Source organism: Marinoscillum sp. (genome assembly GCF_040222955.1).
In the GTDB taxonomy this organism is placed as follows: domain Bacteria; phylum Bacteroidota; class Bacteroidia; order Cytophagales; family Cyclobacteriaceae; genus Marinoscillum.
The window spans coordinates 78,641-103,823 of sequence record NZ_JAVKCA010000004.1 but is presented as its reverse complement, the minus strand read 5'-3'; the positions used below and the strand labels follow the sequence as shown (position 1 = coordinate 103,823).

Annotated in this window: 13 protein-coding genes and 1 riboswitch; of the genes, 8 read left to right on the top strand and 5 right to left on the bottom strand. The window is 46.3% G+C overall.

Annotated features, from left to right (window positions below; all coding sequences use genetic code 11):
* On the top strand, positions 1 to 1,225 hold a 1,225-nt coding region (locus RIH33_RS01305; RefSeq protein ID WP_406658689.1), incomplete at its 5' end, for an MBG domain-containing protein.
* Positions 1,226 to 1,309: 84 nt separating this feature from the next.
* Here RIH33_RS01305 and RIH33_RS01300 read toward each other — a convergent pair.
* A complete protein-coding gene (locus RIH33_RS01300) occupies positions 1,310 to 3,712 on the bottom strand; it encodes an FtsX-like permease family protein (protein ID WP_406649995.1) in 2,403 nt (800 codons plus the stop codon).
* A gap of 226 nt (positions 3,713 to 3,938) precedes the next feature.
* Here RIH33_RS01300 and RIH33_RS01295 point away from each other — a divergent pair, with 226 nt between their 5' ends.
* On the top strand, positions 3,939 to 6,137 hold the full coding sequence (locus RIH33_RS01295) for a DUF2225 domain-containing protein (RefSeq protein WP_406649993.1): 2,199 nt from the start codon (positions 3,939 to 3,941) through the stop codon (positions 6,135 to 6,137).
* A gap of 88 nt (positions 6,138 to 6,225) precedes the next feature.
* The gene (locus RIH33_RS01290; protein ID WP_406649992.1) at positions 6,226 to 6,396 is read left to right on the top strand and encodes a hypothetical protein; all 171 of its coding nucleotides are present in this window, start codon (positions 6,226 to 6,228) and stop codon (positions 6,394 to 6,396) included.
* 65 nt (positions 6,397 to 6,461) lie between these two features.
* Here the strand turns inward: RIH33_RS01290 and RIH33_RS01285 are convergent, their stop codons facing one another.
* The gene (locus RIH33_RS01285; protein WP_406649990.1) at positions 6,462 to 6,734 is read right to left on the bottom strand and encodes a hypothetical protein; all 273 of its coding nucleotides are present in this window, start codon (positions 6,732 to 6,734) and stop codon (positions 6,462 to 6,464) included.
* Between the two features lie 258 nt (positions 6,735 to 6,992).
* Between RIH33_RS01285 and RIH33_RS01280 the strand changes: the two genes are divergently transcribed.
* The 4 genes from RIH33_RS01280 (at position 6,993) to RIH33_RS01265 (ending at position 20,458) form a co-directional block, all read left to right on the top strand.
* Complete coding sequence (locus tag RIH33_RS01280) at positions 6,993 to 9,713, top strand: ATP-binding protein (RefSeq protein ID WP_406649988.1); 2,721 nt, start codon at positions 6,993 to 6,995, stop codon at positions 9,711 to 9,713.
* A gap of 131 nt (positions 9,714 to 9,844) precedes the next feature.
* Positions 9,845 to 11,806 carry a tetratricopeptide repeat protein gene (locus tag RIH33_RS01275; RefSeq protein WP_406649987.1) on the top strand — a complete coding sequence of 654 codons (1,962 nt, stop codon included), beginning with the start codon at positions 9,845 to 9,847 and terminating at the stop codon, positions 11,804 to 11,806.
* Positions 11,803 to 12,498 carry a LytR/AlgR family response regulator transcription factor gene (locus RIH33_RS01270; RefSeq protein ID WP_406649986.1) on the top strand — a complete coding sequence of 232 codons (696 nt, stop codon included), beginning with the start codon at positions 11,803 to 11,805 and terminating at the stop codon, positions 12,496 to 12,498. The genes RIH33_RS01275 and RIH33_RS01270 overlap by 4 nt, the downstream gene beginning before the upstream one ends.
* Before the next feature lie 109 nt (positions 12,499 to 12,607).
* A complete protein-coding gene (locus RIH33_RS01265; RefSeq protein WP_406649984.1) occupies positions 12,608 to 20,458 on the top strand; it encodes a putative Ig domain-containing protein in 7,851 nt (2,616 codons plus the stop codon).
* A 72-nt stretch (positions 20,459 to 20,530) separates the two neighbouring features.
* On the opposite strand, the gene metX is transcribed toward RIH33_RS01265, so the two are convergent.
* The 3 genes from metX to sucD form a co-directional block, all read right to left on the bottom strand.
* On the bottom strand, positions 20,531 to 21,514 hold the full coding sequence (gene metX, locus RIH33_RS01260; RefSeq protein WP_406649983.1) for a homoserine O-acetyltransferase: 984 nt from the start codon (positions 21,512 to 21,514) through the stop codon (positions 20,531 to 20,533).
* Positions 21,507 to 22,832 carry an O-acetylhomoserine aminocarboxypropyltransferase/cysteine synthase family protein gene (locus RIH33_RS01255; protein WP_406649981.1) on the bottom strand — a complete coding sequence of 442 codons (1,326 nt, stop codon included), beginning with the start codon at positions 22,830 to 22,832 and terminating at the stop codon, positions 21,507 to 21,509. The genes metX and RIH33_RS01255 overlap by 8 nt, the downstream gene beginning before the upstream one ends.
* A gap of 242 nt (positions 22,833 to 23,074) precedes the next feature.
* Positions 23,075 to 23,165: riboswitch (SAM riboswitch) on the bottom strand.
* 132 nt (positions 23,166 to 23,297) lie between these two features.
* Positions 23,298 to 24,170 carry a succinate--CoA ligase subunit alpha gene (gene sucD / locus RIH33_RS01250; protein WP_406649980.1) on the bottom strand — a complete coding sequence of 291 codons (873 nt, stop codon included), beginning with the start codon at positions 24,168 to 24,170 and terminating at the stop codon, positions 23,298 to 23,300.
* A gap of 142 nt (positions 24,171 to 24,312) precedes the next feature.
* On the opposite strand from sucD, the gene RIH33_RS01245 reads away from it, so the two are divergent.
* Positions 24,313 to 25,182: an alpha/beta fold hydrolase gene (locus tag RIH33_RS01245; RefSeq protein ID WP_406649978.1), complete on the top strand. Its 870-nt coding sequence runs from the start codon at positions 24,313 to 24,315 to the stop codon at positions 25,180 to 25,182.
* The last annotated feature ends 1 nt before the right edge of the window (position 25,183 follow it).

Sequence of the window (25,183 nt, the reverse complement as noted above, 5' to 3'; positions counted from 1 at the left end):
AACCATAGAAAAGGCCACTCAAACCATCAGTTTTGAGGCACTGGCCAACAGGACTTATGGAGATCAGGCTTTTGATCTCACGGCCACAGCCAGTTCAGAATTGACGGTGACCTTCACCAGCTCAGATGAAACGATAGCTTCAGTTTCGGGTAACACCGTGACGATCATGGGTGCAGGGACTGCCACCATCACAGCCAGTCAGGCCGGGAATGATAACTACAATGCGGCATTGGATGTAGCCCAAAGCTTAACCATAGAAAAGGCCACTCAAACCATCAGGTTTGAGGCACTGGCCAACAGGACTTATGGCGATCAGGCTTTTGAGCTGATGGCTACTGGAGGCGCCAGCGGCCAGACTGTGACCTTTACCAGCTCAGATGAAACAGTGGCTTCTGTTTCGGGAAGCACCGTGACGATTATGGGTGCAGGTATAGTTACCATTACGGCCAGTCAGGCAGGGGATGATAACCATGGGGTAGCAAGCGATGTGAGTCAGAATTTGATCATTGGCAAGGCATCATTAATGGTGTCAGCAGGTGATGCATCCAGGGTGTATGGAGCAGTCAATCCCGTATTCACCATTGGCTATCAGGGGTTTATCGGTGATGATTCGGAGGCAGATCTGGAGGCGGTTCCTTCTGCCTCCACCCTTGCCACGCAAACGAGCGACGTGGGAACTTATGCCATCACCGTATCTGGAGGAGCAGATCAAAACTATGTCTTCGATTACACGGAGGGAATATTGATCATCAACAAAGCCCTGGCAACGATTACCCTTGCGGGCCTCAGCCAAACTGCAGATGGTACCGCCAAATCGCCAACGGTCACCACCGACCCGGCTGCACTCAACTACTCCATCACTTTTGATGGCAGCAGCACCTTGCCAACGCAGGCAGGTACTTATGCTGTGGAAGTGACAGTTTTGGAGACCAATTATGAAGGGTCAGCTAGTGGCAGTTTTGTACTCACAAAAGCAGTAGCCTTAGGTGCTCTGCCGATGGTGAATGAGGTGAAGGTTTATCCCAACCCAGCCACTGAACGTTTGACGGTTAGCGGAGATGACGGACTCATAGTAAAGATTTATGACATCAGTGGTGTATTACAGATCGAGCACAAAACGAACCAAACCATAGCTGTTGACAGTCTGCCAGCAGGGGTTTATCTGATTCAGGTAAGTGACCCCAATGGTAGGATGGTGAGTCATCAAAGGGTCGTGAAATACTAAACAGGAATGAAGATTACTAGGGCAGACTGATCGCGGAGATTGGTCACTAAGCCAGCTCCCAGGGAGCTGGCTTTTTTGTGCCTTTTATTCATCACGAAGGACTTCTGCCGGATCTGCAGTGATGGTTTTATAAAAATTGGAAAATACAGTCAATGCTGAAATCAGGATGGCAAGTACTCCAGCTGCCAGGAAGGGGGCAGGTCCGAGATCTACCCGGTAGGCAAAATCTGAGAGCCAATTCCTTACCAAAAGCAGGGCAATAGGTGTCGCTAAAACGAGAGAGCCTATGATCAGAAGAAACTGCTCTTTGTACCCCACCAAAAAGAGTTTCAGATGGCCGGCACCCAGAACTTTCCGAATACCGATTTCCTTGGTCTTTTGCTGTGCAATGAACGTAGCCAATGCAAAGAGTCCAAGACAGGCAATAATGATGGTGAGTACTGCAAAAACTCCAAGAATCTGCCCCAGGTTGTTCTCACTTTTATAAAGCCCACGCAATTCTTCACCAAGAATTTTATAGGTAAAAGGCTTATTCGGAACAAACTCTTCCCATATTTTCTGAATATGACCCAGGGTCTCATTATTGACATCATTAACCTTGATGGCGACATGGCGAAAGAAGAAAAACCCATTGGGTCCACGTTGACCGATATCCAGAACAAAAGGACCTATTTCAGAATGGAGCGATTTGTAATTGAAATCCCTGACTACACCCACGATGTTTTCAGTACCTGAGAGCGAGCGGAGCGGATGACCAATGGCTTCCTCAGGGGTGGCATAGCCCAGTGTTTTCGCCATGGCGATATTGATGAGCACCGCCAGGCTGTCTTCTTTTTGATAGTTACTATTGAAATCTCTTCCGGCAACCACCTCAAGACCCATCGTGCCTGCAAAGTCTTCATCTACCAGTAGAGCAGGATAAAAATTCCAGGTGCCGGGCTGCATGCCTTCGTGATGAAAATCGTGGTTATTGTTGTTAGCTCCAATCATGTCACTCATTGTGGTGATGGATTCAATGGACGCATTGGCTTTTAGGGCAGTTTTAAATCCTTCGATTCGCTGACCGAGGTTGGTGGTGGCCGCGTCCAGAATGATCACATCATTGGTATGGTAGCCATAGTCCTGATTGCGAAGGAGCTGTAGCTGCTGATAGGTGACATAGGTAAATATAATGAGCACTATGGCGATGGTAAACTGAGAGATGACCAGGCCCTTTCTCAGGATTTGCCCCTTCGCATTGGAGATGAATTTGCCTTTGAAGACCAGCAGGGGATCAAATGAAGAGATAAAGAAGGCGGGATATATCCCGGAAATCAACCCAACCAAAACCACGACTCCCAGTTGGAAGAGCAAATTGCTTAATCCAAACAGTTCTGAAAAACTTATGTTGATCAGGTTCTGCAGAAATGGGAGTGCTACATAACATCCAACAAGGGCCAGTACGTAGGCAATGAGTGAAATGATGACTGACTCAGATAGAAACTGGAAAACCAGTTGGGACCTGGTGGCACCGGATACCTTTCTGACACCTATTTCTTTTGCCCTTAGGAGAGAAAACGAGGTAGAGAGGTTGATGAAGTTTACGACGGCAATAACGATGAGAAACAGTGCACAGGAGATAAAAATGTAGACATATTTCATGTCGCTGTTGGCACTTAATTCGAATTCAAGGTGTGACCCCAGGTGAATATCCTGAATGGGTTGCAGATAGTGACTGGTTTTATCCTTGGTTCGGGGATCGTAATACTTTTCCACCATCAGCGGAAATTTATTCTCTTCCAGGTCCTGCACAGAAGCACTTTCGCTGAGCCTGATATAAGTCCATGCCGGATTCCATACCCATTGATTTCTGAGGAAAGGAGCATTGGTTTCCAGCGTTTGCATGGAAAGGAGCATTTCGGCACGGATGTGAGAGATGGATCCTTGTTCATATACCCCTGTAATGGTATAGGTTGTATTGAACCCCTCACGGGTGATTTTCTTCCCGATGGGGTTTTCATCTCCAAAGTATTTCTCTGCAAGATTTTTGGAAATCGTTGCAGAAAAAGGTCCGGATAAGGCCGACCGATCACCCTGAATCAGCCTAAAATCCATCAGGTCAAACACGGTGGAGTCTGTGAAATAGATGTAGCGCTCATTGAACTTCCGCTGATCTTCCAGGGTGATGGTAATAATGGGTGTTTGAAAGTCAAAGAACCTTACCATACCCTCCACATCATCCGGAAACTCTCTGACAATGGCCGGGCCGGTAGGCCAGGGTGAACTTGAGCTATTCTCAAGATAATTTTCACTCTCTATCAGCTCAGCCACACGGTATAGGCGCTCGTAGTGTGGGTGTCCCTGATCATAGCTCAGTTCCTTCGTCACGTATCTGTAGATGAAAAAAAATGCAGCTAGACTTACGGCCAGTCCAACAATGTTGATGAAGCTGATCAGTTTGTTTTTGGCCAAACTTCTCACAGTGGTTTTGATGTATTCTGATGTCATGGGTGTGGAGTTGGTTTGCCCTATTTTACGTCAAACAGCGCAGAGGTGTGTGGTTTTTACTCCAGCGGTTAATTTGCCACTATTGTTTGTGTGAGGTGGAGATAAGCTGTCAATTTTGACATGCCGGAGCATTGAGCAAAATGATTGATGGCAGCAGAATTCTCATAATTTTCACTATTTTCATGTTTGTGCCCTGAATGTACCCCCTGAACAAGTAGTTACAGACATGTATCAGACGAATGTGAAAGATGCCCAAAAAGTAACACGCCTCCTGGCAGAAGCCTATGATTTGAGGGTGAGTGATCTGTCCAGAAGTGTCTTGCTGACTCAGGAAGCCCTGGAGATTAGTCAGCGGCTGGACGAGGCCATTCTTATTGCCCGCTCCCTTTCAAGGCTTTCCCTTTTTCATATGATTTTGGGCGAGTATAAGAAAACCATGAAGCTTGGCAAAAAGGCTTTGGGGTATTTTCAGATTCTGGGCGACGAAAAAGGTATTGCTGACGTCAAATACAACATCGCGGGGGTGTACTACCGCACAGACAACTACCACCTGGCGCTTATTTATCTGATTGATTGCTTTGAGATTTATCAAAAGCTAGACGATTTCCATAACCAATCCAGGGTTCAAAAATCTCTGGGTACCATTTATGAATATTTTGGAGACCAGAAGAGCGCCATTCTGTCTTACGAAAAAGCCATCAAAGCCGCTCAAATGGCTGGTGATCTAAACCTGGAATCCAATGCCTACAATCCTTTGTCTGGCATTTATCTGAACAGAGGTGAAATAGATAAAGCTGATGAAATGATAGAGCGCTCCATCCGCATGAAGAATGAAACGGGGGACATCCGGGGATTGGCATTTGGGCTATACGGAAGGGCCAAGGTTTTCGTGAAGCGCAAGGCGTTTCAACAGGCAGAGGAGACTTTCATGGAGGCCGTTCGAATCCATGTGGAAATGGGTGAGAGGCTAGGCCGGGGCATGTGTTACTACAAACTGGGACAGCTATACAGGGAAATAGGAGATCTGGAGAAGTCTGACAAGATGCTGGATGAAGCATTGGACTTTGCACAAGAGTATAATATGGTGATTATTAAAATCAATTGTAATTACCTGAAATACGAACTCTGCCGGCAGAAGGGTGATGCGGTGGAGGCACTGAAGTACCTGGAAATCTATCTGAAGGAGAAGGAGGCGGTGATAAATACCCAGACTCAAAAAGTGATAGAAAGCTATGAAGCCGTATCCAAAATGGAACGGCTTCAGAAGGAGGCTCAGATGAACCGGGAGAAGGCTGAAATTCTCAAGAAAAAGAATAGGGCAGAGGAGGCTTCGAGGGTGAAGCAGGAGTTTTTGTCCACGATGAGTCATGAGATCAGAACACCACTCAATGCGGTCATTACCATCACCTCCCTACTGGAAGAAAGGTCAGACAAAGAAGAGAATGAGTTACTGCGATCGCTGAAGTTTTCAGCGAATAATCTTTTACGGATCATCAATGACATACTGGATTTCAGTAAGCTGGATGCGGGAAGGGTAGTTTTGGAAACTCAGCCAGTGGAAATCAGCCAGCTGATGGGGAACATCCGAAATGCCTATATGGGGATGGCTCGTGAAAAAGGAATTGACCTCAAGCTGACCATGGATCCCGCATTGGCGGAGGTCTATTTGGCGGACGAAACCAAGATATCTCAGATTTTGGGCAACCTCATCAGTAATGCGATCAAGTATACAGATGAGGGCCATGTGAATGTGGAGGTTAAATTATTGGATCAGGGCGAATCCAGGGATCAGTTGGAGTTCAGGGTGGAGGACACAGGTGGAGGCATTCCTGAGAATTTTCTGGAGGAAATTTTTGAAAGTTTCTCTCAGCCCCGGTCTTACACCACCAAGAAGCAGGGCGGATCCGGTCTGGGATTAGCGATTGTGAAAAAGCTCATCGGTTTGCACGGTAGCAATATTCATGTAAAGACTCAGGAAAATATGGGATCAGTGTTTTACTTTCAGGTGAGTTTTGTCAAAGGAAAAATGAATGGTGCTCCCACCAGTCAGGAATCTGATGGACTCAGGGGCCGTACTGTGCTTATAGCTGAAGACAACATGATCAATGCCATGGTGGCTCTCAAACTGCTAGGCAACTGGGGAGTAAAAGCCACTCATGCCAGGGATGGATCAGAGGCCATCCAAATGTCCAGTCTCCACAAGTACGATTACATTCTCATGGATATTCACATGCCGGAAGTAGATGGGTTCGATGCTGCCAGGACCATTCGCGAATCAGAAAACCCAAATACCGGTACCCCTATTTTTGCTTTGACTGCCGATATCACCGCACACCAACGAGAGATTTTTGAGCCCTATTTCGATGGTTTTCTACTCAAACCCATCGAACGTGAAAAACTTTATCAGGCGCTCAGCACGCACTAGCCGGGGTTATTAAAAGTTGGCGGGATTGTGCTCCCGAATGGCAAGATCATGAAGCGTCCCACCCATACTTTTACCAAAAATCGCAGATATGTTAGTTACAAGATCCCGAAAGGACGTACATCCCTTATACAAATACATGCAACATTGGCAGGCCTTTAATCAGCTCATGAGAAAGCAGGTGACTCACTCGCTACTGAGGGGGCTGGGGTATCTGATCTTAGCGCTTCTTACCCTGGGCCTTCTGGAGTATTGGTTCTGAAACCAGGGCATAAAAAAAGCATTTTTGTTGCCAAAAATGCTTAGAAATATTTCCCTTATAAAGGATTATTGTGCCTTGACAGACTTCTTGGCGCCATCTACCAGACCCTTGGCATTGTCTATCAGTCCCTTAGACTTTGCCGCGTAGGTTTCCACCATATCATTGTAGCCGGTTTTATACTCCGTCAGTTTCTTATCCAGGGTCTTTCTCGTTTTCTTCAGATCCTTTTCTATCTTCTTCAGCTTTTGCTGACTTCCCTTAGGGTCTGCATAGTAGGCAATGGCCAGTCCTGATGCCACTCCTGTAATAAATGTGAACAATGTTTTGCTAGCACTCATATTGTTAAAGTTTTATAGTGATCGATTCTTTGAGTATTCAACAGGCTCATTATCAATTTGTTTTATTTCTCGCTCAGGTATTTTTCTGATCTATTGCGATATTTAGTTGCTAAAATGAGTTAATTTTCGGATTCTTTGGTATGAAGATAGAAGCGGAATATGAGCAGCCAACCAGCGAATAAGTACGCATTTTTTCTATTGATCGGTATCTTTTTTTGTGTTCATTGGGCTTTCTCCCAGAGTAATGAATTCCAAGATTTGGTTAGATCTATTGAAGCTATAGAGGCTCAGGATGAGCCACCTACTGAGAGCCTGTGGGCTTTGAGTCAGCCCTATTTCTCCTCTCCTTCAGATACCGTCAAGGCTCGTATTAACCTCCTATGGGGCCGTCATTACTTCACCGAATTTCAGTTTGATTCAGCCAAGCATTTTATAGAGGAGGCCATTGGGTTTTACGCCAAAGTTCCTGAAAGAGTCAAGGATAAAGCTGCCTCCCTTGTTTTTCTGGGGCACCTGTCTTATGACATTGAGGACATCTCCAGCGCCATCGGTGCTTACCATCAGGCACTGGAAATCTATGAAGATCTGGGCATGAAATCTGAGGCAGGAAATGCATACAATGGCATAGGAAACAGCTATTGTTACATTGCTGAGTTCAATCTTTCTCTGGAGAACTACCAAAAGGCTCTGGAACTCTATATGTCCATTGGGGACTCCACGGGGGTTTCAAAGGTTCTGGGAAACATAGCGAATTTATACACGGTCAAAAAAGACTATGATAAGTCCCTGGAATACTATGAAAAGGCACTGAAGTGGAGCATCAACGATCCCCGGCAGCGTATGGACTATATTTTGGGCATTGGTATTATCAAAGAAGAGACTAAGGAATATGATGGTGCAGAGGCTTATTATCGGGAAGCTGTGTCGTTGGGTAAAGAGGTTAAGGACTATATCCAACTGGCCTATACCTATCAAAACCTTGCTTTTTTATATGTGACCACTGACCTGTTGGACTCGGTGCCAAAGTATATGAATCTTACCCGAGAATTGGCAGATAAATACGCCATTGGAAACCTCCAGAATAACCTGAACGAAATCAATCATCAGTACCTCTTCAAGAGGGGGATGTACAAGCAAGCTTATGAATTACTGAAAGAAGTGCGGGCCAAAAGCGACTCATTTTATAACCTGGATATGACGAGGCAATTGCAGGAGGTGGAAGCCCAATACAGCACCCTGAAAAAGCAAAAGGAATTGGCCCAGAAAGACCTGGAATTGGAAAGGGCCTCTGGTGAGCTGGGTCGTAAGGAATTTCAGAGAAATATTCTGATTGTCGGCCTGTTGTTCGTCATGGTGCTGGTAGTGATGATTTACAGAAGCCGCCGACTGAAGGATAGAGCCAACAACATTCTGAAACAAAAGAATCAGCAGATTGAAGAGAAAAACAAGGAGATCAAATCCATGGAGGAGGCTAAGTCCCGTTGGTTTATCAATATTTCTCACGAGCTGAGAACCCCGCTAACACTTATCAAAGGGCCTATCCGGCAGGCACTTGGAGCGATTCCCAGCAATGATCACATCTATAAGGATCTCAAAATAGCCGACCGAAATGTAGGCCAGCTACAGAAGCTCGTGGATGAGATTTTGGACCTTTCTAAAATGGAAGATGGCAAGATGCCTGTTAACCTTGGTAGGACTAACCTGACGGAGATGGTATTGAATGCCCTGGCCAGTTTTGATAGTGCCGCCCGACACACCAAAGTGAAGTTGGAGTTTGACCTGGACCCTCAGGATTCTGTGGTGATCAGTGCTGATCGTGAAAAAATTAACAATGTTCTGACTAACCTCATTTCTAATGCTTTGAAATTCACACACGAAGGAGGTAAAATCACAGTTGGGCTTCAGGTGAATGAGGAGGAAGTAGCCCTTTTTGTAAGAGATACCGGAGATGGTATTCCCGCAGAGGACCTGAATAAAATCTTCGATCGCTTCTATCAGTCTGCCAACTCCAGCGGTCGCCAGGGAGGTACTGGAGTAGGTCTCGCATTTTGTAAGGAGATAGCCAGGATGCACGGTGGGGACCTTTCTGTCACCAGTGAACTGGGAGTGGGCAGCCGTTTCGAATTACTCCTGCCCGGCAAAAGGCTCATGGGGGGAGATGAGCTGGCGAAGGAGGACGAGGTACTTCAGGCAGCTATATTGGACATCGAAGAAGAGCCAGCTCATTACCGTTCTGTTTTGAAGGATAAAAAAATCCTTGTGGTCGAGGACAACGCAGATATGCGTGCGTATATCTCAGGTTTCCTGAGCAGGGATTTTGAAGTGATAGAAGCCAGGGATGGTATGGAAGGATTGGAAAAGCTCCGTGCTCATACCCCTGATTTGATCGTCTCTGATGTGATGATGCCCCGTATGGATGGCCTCACCTTTGCCAGAGAAGTTAAAAAACATCCAACCTGGAGAGGCATACCCTTTATCACTGTCAGTGCCATTGGTGATGAAACCGAGAAAGTGAATACCCTGAGGATAGGAATCGATGACTATCTGGTGAAACCGTTCTTTGCAGAGGAGCTCCTCGTGCGGGTGCAAAACCTCATTTATAATTATTCTGAGCGGATCACCTCACAGGCAGAGCCACAGGAGGAGGAGATTTCCCATGAGGAAAAGACTTTGAAAAAACTGGAAAAGGAAGTGTATGACAACATTGATGATTCCAACTTCAATGTGATCAGGCTGGCAGAGGCAGCATCAATGAGCGAGCGCCAGCTGTACAGATACATTCGTGAGATGACCGGGCTCACCCCGGCCAATTTCATCAAAGAGATCAGGCTCCAGCGGGCTATGGACCTCATCCAGAAAAAAGTTTATAAGCGCACATCCCAGCTTTCTTACGCCGTTGGGTTTCCCCAGCCGGCTTACTTTTCTACGGTCTTCAAGAAACGCTTTGGCAGACTTCCGGCTGAATACATAGAAGATTAGTCACCTTATCAGCATCCGTGTCTTATGGTTTTGTTCTTAGCGAAAGTCTGACGATGACTCCTGACCGTAGATCAGATGGTTTTTGCGTCAGATCCGGTGTTTTAATGCCTCAGTATGTTATCTTTCGACTCATGTCATCGCTAAGAAAGAAACTAATTCCAATATTCGTTTTGGTCATTTGCCTCGCCTCAGTTGGAATCGTTCAGTCCCAGCCTTCGGAAAAGCAATTTGATTTTGACAGCTTGGAGCAAGTGGTCTCCTCTTCCCCTGATTCTGTAGGAATTAAAATCCTATTTGATGCCACATATGCACTCAGAAAGAACTTTCCTGACAGTGCCATAAGTTATGGTCAGCGAGCTCTGGAGCGATCTAAGGCCATTGGTTTTGAAAGGGGAATTGCAGAGAGCTATAATAATTTAGGATCCGTTTTTATTATCAGGAGTGAATATGACACGGCCGTAGCTTTGCACAGAAAGGCGATCGAATCCTATCTGAAACTGGGAGATGAAAAGGGACGAGCAACCGCCCTAAACAACATGGGGCATATAGAACAAGAAAGGGGAAACTATGAAGTAGCTGCTGAGATACTTCTTGAGTCAATCCAGCTCAATGAGAAAATAGGCAATGAAAAAATACTGGGTTCAAACTATATTAACCTGGGTCTTGTCATGTCAAATTTGGGTCAAGCAGATGAGGCTATTTCCTATTATCGGAAGGCCATACCGCTGAAAGAAGCAAGTGAAGACTTTGAAGCCCTTGGCAATATTTATAACAATTTGGGCATTGAATTTAGGAGAAGGGATCAACTGGACTCGGCCGAATTTTTTTACCGAAAAGCCATTCATTACCGGAAAAATGCCAGGGATTACTATGCCCTTGCGGGGAGTTACAATAATCTGGGAATACTCTATTACTATTTGGACAAACCCGATTCTACTGCAAAGCTGTTTCACAATGCCCTCCTGACTTATCAAACAGTGGATGATAAGAAGGAAATAGCCAGATCCTATTTCAATATTGCAGAATTGCACAGAATGCAGGGGCGGTATGGAAATGCCATCACCAATTTAGAATTGGCCTTAGCCTCAGCAAAGCTGGCACAGAGCAAGGAACAATTGCGAGACATCTATAAGGGGCTGTCACGTGTCAATGCGACCAATGGAAATTATGAAAAAGCTTACGAATATAGGCTGAGTTATGAGGACTATGAGGATAGCCTGAAAAGCGATCGGACAAACCGCATGGTAACGGAGATGAGTACGAAGTATCAAACCGCAGAAAAGGATAGAGAGATTGCCGCGTTGAACTTAGACCAGCAAACCGCTGCTTTGGCTCTGGCCAACTCACAAAACCAGCGAAACATCTTTATTTCGGGGTTTATCATCTTTTTTATAGCTGCCGGCTTTCTACTCTACCGCTACAATACCAAGCGAAAAACCTCAAATCTCCTAACCGAAAAAAATCAACAGATATCTCTGGCACTGGAAGACCGTGAGACACTACTAAAGGAAATCCACCACCGCGTAAAGAACAACTTGCAGGTCATCTCCAGCTTGCTTAATCTTCAGGCGGGTTCGCTCAAAGACGAAGCGGCAGTGGATGCTGTGAAGGAGGGTCAGAACAGGGTGAAGTCCATGGCACTTATTCATCAAAAACTTTACAGCGCCGAAGATATCCGGGGCGTGGATGTACAAGACTATCTGGAAAACCTCACGTCTGAGCTGTTCAGTGCATTTGGAGTCCAGGGTGTGGACTATGAGATTAATGCCTCTGGCATCAAACTGGACATAGATACGGTGATACCGCTTGGCCTCATCATCAATGAGCTGATTACCAATACCATCAAATATGCTTTTGTTGCTGCGCATGATGGGCTACTGGAAATACAGATTCGGGAAGAGGGCGATAAACTCAGTGTAATGGTTCGTGACAATGGAATGGGTATGGATGCCGATGCTCTCGAAAAATCAAACTCCTTTGGATGGAAAATGATCCGATCACTTTCGAGAAAGGTAAAAGCAGACATAAACATCCTCAATAGTCAGGGGACCACCGTGCAGATGACCCTTTCCAGATATAAATTAGTCGTATGACCAAGCCGTCGATTTTAGTAGTGGAAGATGAACCGCTCATTGCGGATGACATAGCAGATACGCTTACCAAAAACGGCTACCGGGTGGTGGCCATTGTGGATGAGGGTGCGGATGCCCTTCAGGCCATGGAGGATTATAAGCCAGATCTGGCTATACTGGATGTGAACATTGAGGGTGAGATGGACGGTATAGAGTTAGCACCCAAGCTGGGCATCCCTTTCGTTTTTTTAACTTCCTATTATGACAAGGCCACGCTGGATCGGGCGAAGGTCCTGCATCCTGCGGGTTACATCGTAAAGCCTTTCAGCGAGCGAGACCTGATAGCCAATGTGGCACTGGCGCTTCATAAAGTCCCCCAGCCAGTGGCTGTCAAGACCCACCCTGAAAAGCTTTTTGTGAAGAAGGATCAGGAGATCATCTCGGTGATGTCCGATCAAATTCTCTTCGCTGAGGCGTTTGATAATTATGCTTACCTCTATACCGAATCAGAAAAGTACATTATTAGCCATACACTCAAGAGCATAGAGGAAAAGCTGGTACCGCTCGGTTTTCTGCGGGTGCATCGTTCTTATCTGATCAATTTTGACCAGATCGATTCCATATCTGAAGGGTATGTGTTTCTGAAAGGCCACAAAATTCAGATAGGAAAGTCCTACCGAAAGGAATTTATGGACAGGCTGTCGTTGCTTTAGGCCCACTAAAAGACTATAGCCCCCCACTCAAAATTTTTTACCCTTCACTAAAAGGGTGTTCTGGAGGCAAATCTCGCAGGCTAATTTCATAGAGTTAAATCTAAGCCCTATGAATAATTCACTTTATACATTCCTTCTTGTTTTCATTTCTCATTGGGCCGTAGCCCAGCTTACGGTGACCGGATTATCACCTGGTCAGAATGCCAATTACGCAGCTATTGATGCCGATATTGAAGTCACCTTTAGTGCGGCTGTAGATGCCAGCACACTGGCGGGAAACATCCTGGTGAAGAGCGACCTTCAGGGTGGCTTGCCATTCACCGTCTCCGGTGGCGGTACTGCAGTCATTACCATTGATCTTGATAATTCATTCCTCTATGGGGATAAAATACATCTATTGCTCAAATCGGGCATTCAGTCCGTCTCTGCAGATCCCTTGACCAACGGATTTGGTTATTCTTTTCGTGTGAAAACACTGCCTTCTTATTCTTCAAGCCCAACCCTGAAGCCTCAGAAATTGCCCACATATTATGCCGGGGAAAAAGATTTGAGCGTGGCGGATATGGACAACGATGGAGAGATTGACTTGCTAAGTCTTGGCGGAGGTAGTTTGTTTTGGTACAAAAACGATGGTTCCGAATCCTTTAGCACCTACACCCCTTCTGTCAACGAGCTGGCAAACATAGGAGGTGGAAATTCCTTTGACATGCACCTGGATGATCTGGATTACGATGGAGATGTTGACGTGATCTTTGAAGAGCTTGCAATGGATCTCTTTAAGTGGCTTGAGAATGACGCAGCTTCCTTTACCGAATATGATGTGACCACCGAGGCTGATGGTCCGAATGTTTTAGCTTCCGGGGATTTGAACAACGACGGCCTGGTTGATATTGCCTATACTTCCAATAATGGCCTCCAGTTGGCTTTTAACAATGGCAGCGGAGATTTTACCATAGTGGACATAGAAGGAGAACAGTCCAATGGAAAACTGGTAGGGATAGCAGATATGGATGGAGATGGCGATGTGGATGTGATATGCCAGGGGACAAGCTCAAGATGCCTTTGGTATGAAAATGATGGCACCGGGAGCATGATCCAGCATATACTGGGTAGCTCTTCATCCTCAATGTCTTACATGGATTTGGTAGATCTGGATGACGATGGGGATATGGATGTTATGGTGAGTTCCAATTTAAACGATGAGTACTACTGGTTCGAAAATGACGGATCCCAGGTTTTTACGAAACACTTGCTTTCCAATGATGCAGATGCCGTACACCTGATTAAATCGGGGGATTTAGATGGGGATGGCGACATGGATATTCTTACCACCTATAGCAATGATGCCAAGGTAGTATGGTTGGAAAATGATGGATCGGAGAATTTTACAGAGCGAGTTCTGGCTGATAATTTTAGTTCTGCGAAGTTTATGAATCCAGTGGATTTGAATCTGGATGGCCGTCTGGATTTTGTCCTTTATCAGAGTGATGGGATTTATTGGTTTGAGAGTAAAGTAAACGAAGACCCCACTGTGGACAATCCCATTGACGATCAGTTGGCTCAGGCCTATATTTCATTTGAATATACTTTTCCCTCAAATGTTTTTTTTGATCCGGATTTGATGATTCTGAGCTATTCAGCTTCCCTGGATACAGGAGATCCTCTGCCGGACTGGTTGTCGTTTGATTCAGACCGACGGGCTTTCTCTGGTACGCCAAGTGCATCGGATGCGGGTACTATCACAGTGAAAGTGACTGCCGCTGATCCAGCAGGAGCAGAAGTCAGTGACGAATTTGACCTGGTGATTACGGTGCCCGCACTCATGACGCTCGACGCTTACGCCCCAGCGCATTACGATCAAAATGTATCGGCTGGAGATAACCTGACTTTCACCTTTTCAGGAAATATAGAAAATACCACCCTGACGTCTTCCAATATCAAGGTGCGTGGATCCATGTCTGGCCTGGTAGCAGGAAGCTTTGCTGGAGGAGGTACACCCAGTATCCAGTTTGATCCTGACAATGATTTCTATCCGGGGGAGCGCGTGCATGTCATTATTTCCACAGACTTGAAAAGTGAGGGTGGAGGTATTATAGCAGGGAATAAGTCTTACTATTTTGATGTAGGGGCGGCCGATCCACTGAGCTCCCCTGCACTTTTTGTAAGTGAAAACGAGTTTAGTGTTGATGCTACACCCACTGATATGGTGGAGGTGGACCTTGATAAAGACGGAGACCTGGATGTGCTCACGAGCAGCCGACCGTATCAGCGGATCAACTGGCATGTTAACGATGGGGCCGGAAACTTTACGGTGACTTACATCAATCATAGTGGAGTTACCTCATGTAAAATTGATGTAGCTGATATCGATCAGGATGGAGACAATGATATAGTAGTGTTTGCCAACTCTGGCGGAAAGTGGACCTGGCTGGAAAACGATGGTAGCCAGGTGTTTACTTCTCATGTAGTAAGTGCCAGCATGAATTATACAATGAGTGTTTCTGTCGTGGATCTCGATGGAGATGGTCATTTGGATGTCTTAGCGACCGAAAGCGCCTCAGATAATGTGCTTTGGTTTCAAAATGATGGCGCACAAAATTTCACGCAGCTCGAAATCGGAACTTTTGGTACCAATCCGAATAAGGCGTATGCAGAAGATTTGGATAAAGATGGAGATGTTGACGTGATAGTGGGTGGTCATAACTATGGCACCAACTTCCTGGCCTGGTACGAAAACGATGGATCCCAGGGTTTTACTTACAATGAAATCACTCAAGCCGCCGACGGAGTGTCAGATGTAGATGTAGCCGATGTGGATGGTGATGGCGACCTGGATATTCTCACCGCGGAGGATTTGGAAAATCATGTGGTTATTTACCGGAATGACGGAAATCAGTTGTTCACAGCCCTTGAAGTATCAGATGATGTCATCGGTCCGGTGCAAGCACGATTTGTGGATTTGGATGCGGATAGTGATCTGGATATTTTAGTCGGTGCACATGGTGTAAACTCAGTAGGCTGGTTGGAAAATACCGGGGGTTTCAATTTCACCTATTGGGAACTGGCGGCAAATGAGGGAAACCTTATTGGCTTTGCTGATCTGGATGGCGACTTGGATTTGGATGTAGTGTCTGTTTCAGAGGGAACGAATAAACTATCTTGGTACCAGAATAAAGCCAACGAAGCTCCCGTGGTGAGCAGCGCTAAGTCTGATGAGGAGGTCGTAGTTGGAGTTGCTTTTGCTATCGATATGAGTGGAGTCTTTTCCGATCCTGATGGCAGTAATACACTGGTGTATTCCATGACCATGGCCAATGGAAACGACCTACCTGACTACCTCACTTTTAGTAATGCAAGCAAAACATTGACGGGAACAGCCCCATATGGATCAGATGGCACTTATACCCTTCGAGTGATCGCCACCGACCATGCAGGCGAAACCGCATTTGATGATTTTGATTTCACGATAAGCGCGCCTCCTCTCATTTCGGTAGTTAGTTTTACCCCTCTGCGCGGCACCTATCAGTCCACGGATGTAAGTGTTTCCATCACATTTGATAAAAACGTGGAGGCCACTACTTTACCAGGATCTTTCACGCTTCTCGACGATCAGGGGAAAACCGTTTCTGGGGTTTTGGGTGGGGGTGGAACTTCCACAATCACGTTTATCCCGGCGGATGATTTGGCTGAAAACCGTATATACACGGTCATCCTATCTGACGCGCTGGAAGCCGAGGATGGCTCCATTCGCACTTCTCCTTTTTCGTTTTTCTTTCACACCAATACCTCACCCGCTCCCGGAGCATTTGTGAAGCAGTCAACTCTTGTTAGTCATAGTTTTCCACTAGGACTTGACTTAGGCGATTTGGATGGTGACGATGATTTAGATATTACAGTACCTGGAGGTACAGCCGCTACAGCAAACTTGCTGGTATCGGCAGGTGCGGATGCAGGCGTCACCAAGGATCTGGGTGTCCATGCATCTTCAATTCTGGTTTTTGATTTGGACCAGGATGGTGATTTGGATGTGATTTCAGCCACCACGATTGATGATAAAATCACGCTGAATAAGAACGACGGGGCTGGCAATTTCACCATCACGGACATCATTCCGGGTATTTCAGACCCAGAAGCATTTAGGATAAAGGACATGGATCTGGATGGAGATTTTGACTTGATTGTTGTCTCCAACCTTTCTGTGGATATTTATCTAAATGATGGAAGTCTGTCTTTTACCAAGCTTCATGTAAGTGACGATGATCATACCGCTTTGGAAGTATTGGACTATGACCTGGATGGTGATCTGGATATTTTGGGAGGAGAAAACGTGTGGTATGAAAATGACGGACTACTTTCTTTCACCAGCCACATGGGATTTTACTTCAAAGATCTTAAAATGGATGATATCGATGGCGACGGTGATCAGGATATAGTAACTGCCAATGCGGATGATCTTACACTGTATAGCAATGATGGTACGGGCATCTACACATCCGAAATTTTGCTTACGGGGGATGATGTAGTTGCACTGGATCTGGCGGATTTTGATGGGGATGGTGATCTGGATGTTGTGGCTGCTTTTCGATCCGGTCATTCCCTCTATTTTTTGAAAAATGATGGAACTGGCGCGTTTACTACAGAATTGCTCTCTGACCAGGAGTCTGATATCATTGACCTTGAGGTAGGAGATTTGAATGATGATGGAAATCTGGACATTATCGTCTGTAACTATGGTGACAATGAGATCACCTGGTTTAAGAATCGCTCCAATGCCGATCCCACAGTGGATAGTGGTATTCCAGATCAGGAAACTAATGAAGATGCTCTTTTTACTTTTTCTATTCCTGAAAATACGTTTGCAGATGCTGATGAGGATGAACTTTCACTATCTGCAAGTTTAACTGATGAGGGTGCCTTGCCCGCCTGGCTTTCATTTGACCCTGCCAGTCACACCTTTAGTGGCACGCCCCTTCAGGCAAATGTGGGTACGATCAGCATCACGGTTACTGCCGATGACGGGCTGGAGGGGATTGTTTTTGATGAGTTTGACGTCACAGTTAACAATGTAAATGATGCTCCGGTAGTGAATCAATCGATTTCAACTAAAACCGCTTTAACGGATTTGACCTTTTCTTTCGAGGTGCCCGCAAGTACTTTTGAGGATGAGGATGAGGATGTATTAACACTTACAGCAGGTCTCTCAGATGGGTCGGCCTTGCCGGACTGGTTGTCCTTTGATGGTGCTACCGGGACATTCAGTGGTACCCCCACAGTATCAGATGTGGCTAACCATACGGTACGGTTAACTGCTACTGATCCTTTCACCGCTAGTGTTTTCACGGACTTCACTCTGAAGGTCACACTGGATAATGATCCTCCGGTGGTGGCGGTGCCTGTCTCGGACCTGGAAGCCAGCGAGGATCAACTTTTTCAGTACAGCTTTGATGCTAATACATTCACCGACCCGGACGATGATGTGCTTACGTTCAGCATTGCTCTGAAGGGCGGTGATCCGCTACCTTCCTGGTTGGTTTTTGAGGCTGCAGCTTTCGAGCTTTCCGGAACACCGTTGCAGTCTGATGCAGGCACTTATACAATTGTACTTACTGCCGCAGATGAGTTTGCTGATGTGTCAGATGAGTTTGTACTTACAGTGATTGCTGTCAATGATGCACCATTCCTGGCGTCAGGGTTACCAGACCACAGTGTAAATGTTGGGGAAGCTGTTTCCATCGTCATTCCTGAATCGGCATTTTCAGATGAGGATAATGAAGAATTGAGTTTTTCTATCAAGATGGAAGATGGAAATGATATACCGTCCTGGTTGACTTTTGATCCTACCAGTCGCACGCTGAGTGGTAGCAGTCATGAAGACTATGTGGGCCAATATTCCCTTCGGGTTACGGCTTCTGATGGGGAAGCAAGTGCTTCTGATGTTTTTCTATTGACCATTACATCCAATAACAGCTCTCCGATTGTTCGTTCTTCCGTATCTCTTCTAAGGTTGGACATTGGCGAAACACAGACGCTCATCATGAGCAGTATCTTTGATGACCCGAATGGTGATGATATGTCTTTTGAATCCCGGTTATTTGGAGGAGAGCCATTGCCAGACTGGATGGTGCTTGCTGAGGGTGAGTTAGTCCTGGCCCCTGTTGCGGGCACATTGGGAGAATACACAGTGGAGATCACAGCTACGGACCCTTTTAATGAGTCAGTATCTACAACATTTGATCTGGAGGTTTCCAAAGGTGATCAGACCATTTCTTTTACAGTAATAGCCTCCGAAGTGAAAATCGGTACGGAGGATATCCCACTGGAAGCTACAGCGAGCTCCGGGTTAGAAGTAGTGTTTAGCTCATCCAATACAGGGGTTGCCCTGATTGAAGAGGGGGTTTTGAAAGTTATAGGAGCTGGTAGTGCGATCATCACAGCGAGCCAATCTGGAGATGAAAGCTACAACGCAGCCACAAGTCAGCAAACCATTACAGTCAGCAAGTACTCACAGTCGATTACTTTCGAGCCACTGAGTGAAAGGACATACGGTGATGGCACCTTTGATCTTGCAGCAACGGTCACTAGTGGATTGGAGATCACTTACGAGAGCTCAAATGTGGAGGTGGCTACTGTATCCGGGGAAGTGGTGACCATAATTGGTGGCGGTACTACCACCATTACTGCCAGCCAGTCAGGGAATGAGGAATTTGAATCTGCAGATGAAGTAGCGCAAATTCTTACCGTAAACAAGGCAAGTCAGCTTATATCTTTTGGCGAACTTGACGAAAAGGCCGTAAACGATAAACCATTTGATTTGATAGCTACCTCTAGTTCGGGTCTGGAGGTTGCCTTTTCAAGCTCCGACCAAACGGTGGCTACCATTTCGGGAAAAACGGTGAGTATCTTGTCATCGGGGACTACTACTATTACAGCCACACAGGCGGGCAGCAACAATTACATGCCTGCATCGAAGGAGCAGATTTTGTCCGTTTCTGATATTCCCAAGCTTGAGCAGACCATCGCATTTTCAGGGCCAGACGATAAGGTGTTTGGTGATGCACCGTTTGAGCTTATCGCAACGACCACCTCCGGCTTGATCGTGAGTTTTGAAAGTTCGGATGAGTCCGTGGCCATTGTTAGTGGCAGCACAGTGACCATCGTGGGAGTGGGCACCACCACCATGACCGCAAGCCAGGCTGGTGATCTTGATTTTGTATCCGCTGAATCAGTGGATAGGTCATTTGAAGTAAGTATGGCTGAGTTGGTGGTGACACCAGATGATCAAGAGGTGATTTATGGTCAAGCACTTCCTCACTTTACTTATTCCATATCAGGATTCGTAAATGGCGAGGATGATCAGGTTCTACTGGCCCTCCCGGAAGCAGGAGTTGAGCGCTCGGGAAACCTTGACGCAGGGACTTATGAGATCATTGCCTCTGGTGGGGAGGCGGCTAACTATTTTTTTACATATGAAGAAGGACGACTCACAATCGGACAGGCAATAGCGACATTAGCGCTGACTGGTATGGAACAGGAAGAGGACGGATCCGAGAAGAAACCTCAAGTTACAACTGATCCTCCCGATTTGAATTTCATCATGACATTCAATGGAGAAGCTGATGCGCCAGTGGCAGCCGGCAGCTACGACGTATTCGTCGAAATCAATGAAACTAATTACCAGGGATCGGCTTCAGGAACTTTTGTGATTGCTACAATGGGTGTATTGGGTTCACGACCTCAAAAAAGAGTGAATGTGTATCCAAATCCGGCGAGTCGCCAAATCTTAGTCAAAACCCCGGAGCCTGGCATTTGGAGATTGTACGAACTGAATGGCGGGTTGGCAATGGAAGGAAGAAGTAATGTGCCTACAGACATTAGCCGTATTGATCAGGGTATTTACATCATGCAAATATTCAGAGAGGGCAAGCTCATTGATCAACTAAAAGTGATTAAGAAGAACTAGGGCAGTCCCGGATACTTTTCGGGCGTTAGGCCAACCCCCAGGGGGTTGGCTTTTATTATGTCACGACACCTATCAATAATTCAAAAAATCATTGATCAATTCTGAAATTTGCTCCGCCTCAGTCAGAAATCCATCATGACCAAACGCAGAGGTTACCAAACGGAATTCAGCACCCGGTATAAGTCCGGCAATGTACTGCTGCTCCTGAGGTGGAAATAATATGTCGGTATCTATGCCAATGACCAACGCTTTGGATTGGATGCGTTTCAGAGCCGTCTCTGCCGACCCGAAATGTCTGCCCACATGGTGACTGTCCATGGCCTTGGAGAGGTAATAATAGCTCTCTACAGAAAATCGCTTGCGCAGCTTTTCACCCTGATATCGTTGGTAAGAAGATGCCGAGAAGTCATCCCATCGCTGGTCTACATCTCGCTGCGTCTTGTCATAGGTATTGTAGTGCCTGTAGGAGAGCATAGCGATGGCCCTGGCGGCTTCCAGCCCTTTAGCGCTATCTATGTTCTCCAGGGCCATTCGTTGCGCTTCATTAAAAGCGATGCCCCAGGGAGAATGGAAGGCGTTGGTGGCCAAAGGTACGATGTGCTCAAAAAGTGTGGGCTCTTCCACCGCCCATTCCAGAAGCTGCTGCCCACCCATCGATCCACCGATTCCTAATTGAATTTTTTCTATACCGAGATGATTCCTCAGCACCTTGTGTGCTTTTACCATGTCACGGATGGTCACCAGAGGAAAATTGTAATTTTTCGGTCCAGTGGTTCCATAACATGAGCCGAGCATATTGGCGCATATAATGAATTTGTTTTCAGGATCGATGGCTTTTCCGGGGCCCACCAGTTCGGGCCACCATTCTGCCGGGTTGCCATTGGCTGTGAGGGCATGAAATACCCAGACCACATTGGTTTTCTCACTGTTGAGGTTACCATAGGTGGTGTAGGAAATCCGGACATTCCGGAGTGTGTCTCCACACTCCAGGATGAACGGTTCTTCTACTTTGAGGATCGCAGATTTTGGCTGTATTTGTTCGATGGTATTAGGCATTAACTTGATTGTCTGCATATATTTTTTCGAAAGCCTGCTGGAAATCCGCTTTGATGTCATCGATGTGTTCGATGCCCAGAGAGACCCGGAGCAGGTTGGGAAGTACGCCCGCATTTAACTGTTCCTCATTGGATAATTGCTGATGGGTGGTAGCAGATGGCTGTATGATCAGCGTCTTGGCATCTCCCACATTGGCCAGGTGACTCACCAGCTCCAGATTATCTACCAGCTGGGTGGCCAACTCTTTTTCCCCTTTCAGTGTGAAGGAGAGAACCCCTCCAAATCCATTTTTGAGGTATTTTTTGGCCAGTTCATGATAGCTGCTACTTTTTAGGCCTGGATAATTCACCGTTTCCACGAAAGGATGCTGCTCCAGCCACTGAGCCAGTTCCAGGGCATTATCAACGGTACGCTGTACTCGCAGAGATAAAGTTTCCAGTCCTTGTAATAGCAGGAAGCTGTTGAATGGGCTGAGTGCTGGCCCAAAATCTCTTAGCCCTTCCACTCGTGCACGTATGGCAAAGGCAATGTTGGGAAGGCCAAGTGGGTTTCCTTCTCCAAAGACATCCCAAAAGACCAGGCCGTGATAGCCTTCAGAGGGCTCGGTAAACTGCGGAAATTTTCCATTGCCCCAGTTGAAGTTTCCTCCATCCACAATCACGCCGCCAATGCTGGTGCCGTGTCCACCTATCCACTTGGTGGCAGAAGCAGTCACCACAGAGGCGCCATGTTCCAATGGGCGAAACAGGTACCCACCAGCCCCGAACGTATTGTCTACAATGAGGGGAATGTTATTCGCTTTGGCCACTGCGGCGATGGCTTCAAAATCCGGTACATTGAAGCCCGGATTCCCGATGGTTTCCAGGTAGATGGCTTTGGTTTTCTCATCAATGAGTTTTTCAAATTCTTCGGCCTGGTCGCTTTCCGCAAATTTGACATTAATACCCAGTCGTTTGAAGGCTACCTTGAACTGGTTGTAAGTGCCGCCATAAAGGAATGAACTGGACACAAAGTTGTCACCAGACTCCAGTATGTTGCTGAGCGCGATAAACTGAGCCGCCTGCCCGGAGCCAACCGCCAATGCAGCCACTCCACCTTCCAGCGCGGCTATCCGTTTTTCGAATACATCATTGGTAGGATTCATAATCCGGCTGTAGATGTTTCCAAATTCCTTCAGGGCGAAAAGGTTAGCCCCGTGCTCGGAGTTTTTGAATCCAAAGGAGGTGGTTTGATAGATAGGTACAGCCCTAGATCCTGTTGTGGGGTCTATTTCCTGGCCTGCGTGTAGTTGTAAGGTTTCAAATTTCAATGTTGACATGAGTGTATATTTTTAAGATTTTAGAATTGTATATGTGATATGCTTTTATGACCAGGACATTACATGAATTGGCCTGCGGATTTTCCAATAACTAAAAGGAAGAATACCTGCGGAATTAGCAGTAGCACATACAACAGAGAACCCTGTCAGGTGCAGCATGTGAAATAAATAAGCTTGCTTCAGTGCTTGGCAAAAAAGCAATAGCTTTCGCAAAAGTGTTTTTGTAGAATTTCATAACTATCAATTTATATTTCAGGAATTAGCACCTTCCCGTTTAGGGTGGGGGTTGCTAGCGCTTCTCAGAGCCTGTCTCTCAGCGCTTCTTTATAAATCGATGCTTTATCGATTTGAGAGCACAAACGTAACACGGAAAAATTAGTTTGCAAAAAAAATGGCGGGCAATAAAAAAATAAAGCCGGTCAGAACTATCCAACCGGCTTATGTATTGCTAATTGAGCTAAATGATTAGCTCAATGCTTTTTTCATCACTTCCCCGATATCTGCAGGGGAGTTTACCACGTGGATGCCATTGGCAGCCATGATTTTCATTTTGGCTGCGGCCGTATCATCTGCTCCACCAATGATGGCTCCGGCATGACCCATTCTTCTTCCGGGAGGCGCTGTTTGGCCGGCAATGAATCCAACTACAGGCTTTTTGTTGCCATTTTCTTTGATCCACTTAGCGGCTTCTGCTTCGTAGTTTCCACCGATCTCACCGATCATCACGATCCCTTCTGTTTCAGGATCTTCCATGAGCAACTGCACGGCATCTTTGGTAGAAGTACCGATGATCGGGTCTCCTCCGATACCGATGGCCGTAGTAATACCCAATCCTGCTTTTACTACCTGGTCGGCTGCTTCGTAGGTCAGTGTTCCCGATTTAGAAACAATCCCAATATTTCCTTTCTTAAAGACAAAACCTGGCATTATACCCACCTTGGCTTCACCCGGAGTGATCACACCGGGGCAGTTGGGCCCTACCAGCTTCGCGCCTCTGGCTATGGCGTAAGGTTTTGCCTTCATCATATCCTTCACCGGAATACCCTCCGTGATGGTGATGATGACTTTGATGCCTGCATCGGCAGCTTCCATAATCGCATCAGCGGCGAATGCTGGTGGCACAAAGATGATAGACACGTCAGCGCCTGTTGCATCCACGGCATCCTTCACGGTATTGAATACTGGCTTGTCCAGGTGACTTTGTCCTCCTTTGCCCGGAGTAACACCTCCCACCACGTTGGTGCCGTACTCAATCATCTGAGAGGCATGGAAGGTTCCTTCAGTGCCTGTAAAGCCCTGTACGATTATTTTAGAATTTTTATTGACTAGAACGCTCATTTTGGATTGGTTTCTATTTGAGTTGCAAAAATATTTGAAATGGACACATTGCCAAACGGATTGTGAATATAAAGTATTATAATACATTTGCGGCAGTCCAGATGTTATCCGCCACATCGGCAATTCAGTATAAAAATAAGGCATGCATAAGGCTGAAGGGTTTCAGATCATTTCGGAGGATAAAACCAAAATAAGCGCTACGCTTTTTTCAGGAGATGCCAAAAGTGCACATCTGATCATCGTGAGTCCAGCTGCTGGGGCTCCTCAGCACTACTACAAAGGGTTCGCGGACTACGCTTGCCAATACAAAGAATTTGATGTGGTCACTTTTGACTATCGCGGGATAGGAGGCTCTTTGCACGGCGCTGTGAAGGATGAGCGCTGCAAAATGAGCGACTGGGGTGATCAGGATCTCAAAAGCGTGATTTCCTGGGCTGATGAAAAATATGATAAAATTTTTCTGATAGGTCACAGTGTGGCCGGGCAGATTTTTCCAAAAGCGGCCAACAACGGACGCATTAGGTCTGCTTATTTCGTGGGGTCCCAGTCGGCATACCATGGTCATTGGAAAGGCTTATGGTGGCTTTATGTTCTCATTTTCTGGTACATTTTGATTCCCCTGACAGTCTCTGCCTATCGTTATCTACCGGGCTGGACCATGGGTGGCAATATTGACATCCCCAAAAATGCGGCTAAGGAGTGGCGCAAGTGGGGAACCCACCCGCAAGGAGTGCTGCAAGGGAATAGGGAAATGGCGCAGAAGTTTGACTCTGTGAGGATTCCGGTTCATTTTGTGAACATAGAGGATGACAAACTACTGGCCCCTTCGGCAGCCACACAGGCACTCATGCACTTTTACAGGAATGCAGTGACCACCTTTCAGTTTATCAAGCCTAAGGATCTTGGGTTGGAACGGATCGGTCATTTTGGATTTTTCAAGAAGAAGTTTGCCAGGAAACTCTGGCCTATGCCTATATTCTTCTTCACCCAGTATTTAAATAAGTTTGATTAAC

Excerpts from the sequence above, each read along its gene's own strand:
- RIH33_RS01285 (WP_406649990.1), bottom strand. The coding sequence starts at position 6,734 with ATGAGTGCTAGCAAAACATTGTTCACATTTATTACAGGAGTGGCATCA.
- RIH33_RS01255 (WP_406649981.1), bottom strand. The coding sequence starts at position 22,832 with ATGTCAACATTGAAATTTGAAACCTTACAACTACACGCAGGCCAGGAA.
- RIH33_RS01300 (WP_406649995.1), bottom strand. The coding sequence starts at position 3,712 with ATGACATCAGAATACATCAAAACCACTGTGAGAAGTTTGGCCAAAAAC.
- RIH33_RS01290 (WP_406649992.1), top strand. The coding sequence starts at position 6,226 with ATGTTAGTTACAAGATCCCGAAAGGACGTACATCCCTTATACAAATAC.
- RIH33_RS01245 (WP_406649978.1), top strand. The coding sequence starts at position 24,313 with ATGCATAAGGCTGAAGGGTTTCAGATCATTTCGGAGGATAAAACCAAA.
- RIH33_RS01295 (WP_406649993.1), top strand. The coding sequence starts at position 3,939 with ATGTATCAGACGAATGTGAAAGATGCCCAAAAAGTAACACGCCTCCTG.
- sucD (WP_406649980.1), bottom strand. The coding sequence starts at position 24,170 with ATGAGCGTTCTAGTCAATAAAAATTCTAAAATAATCGTACAGGGCTTT.
- RIH33_RS01265 (WP_406649984.1), top strand. The coding sequence starts at position 12,608 with ATGAATAATTCACTTTATACATTCCTTCTTGTTTTCATTTCTCATTGG.
- metX (WP_406649983.1), bottom strand. The coding sequence starts at position 21,514 with ATGCCTAATACCATCGAACAAATACAGCCAAAATCTGCGATCCTCAAA.
- RIH33_RS01275 (WP_406649987.1), top strand. The coding sequence starts at position 9,845 with ATGTCATCGCTAAGAAAGAAACTAATTCCAATATTCGTTTTGGTCATT.
- RIH33_RS01270 (WP_406649986.1), top strand. The coding sequence starts at position 11,803 with ATGACCAAGCCGTCGATTTTAGTAGTGGAAGATGAACCGCTCATTGCG.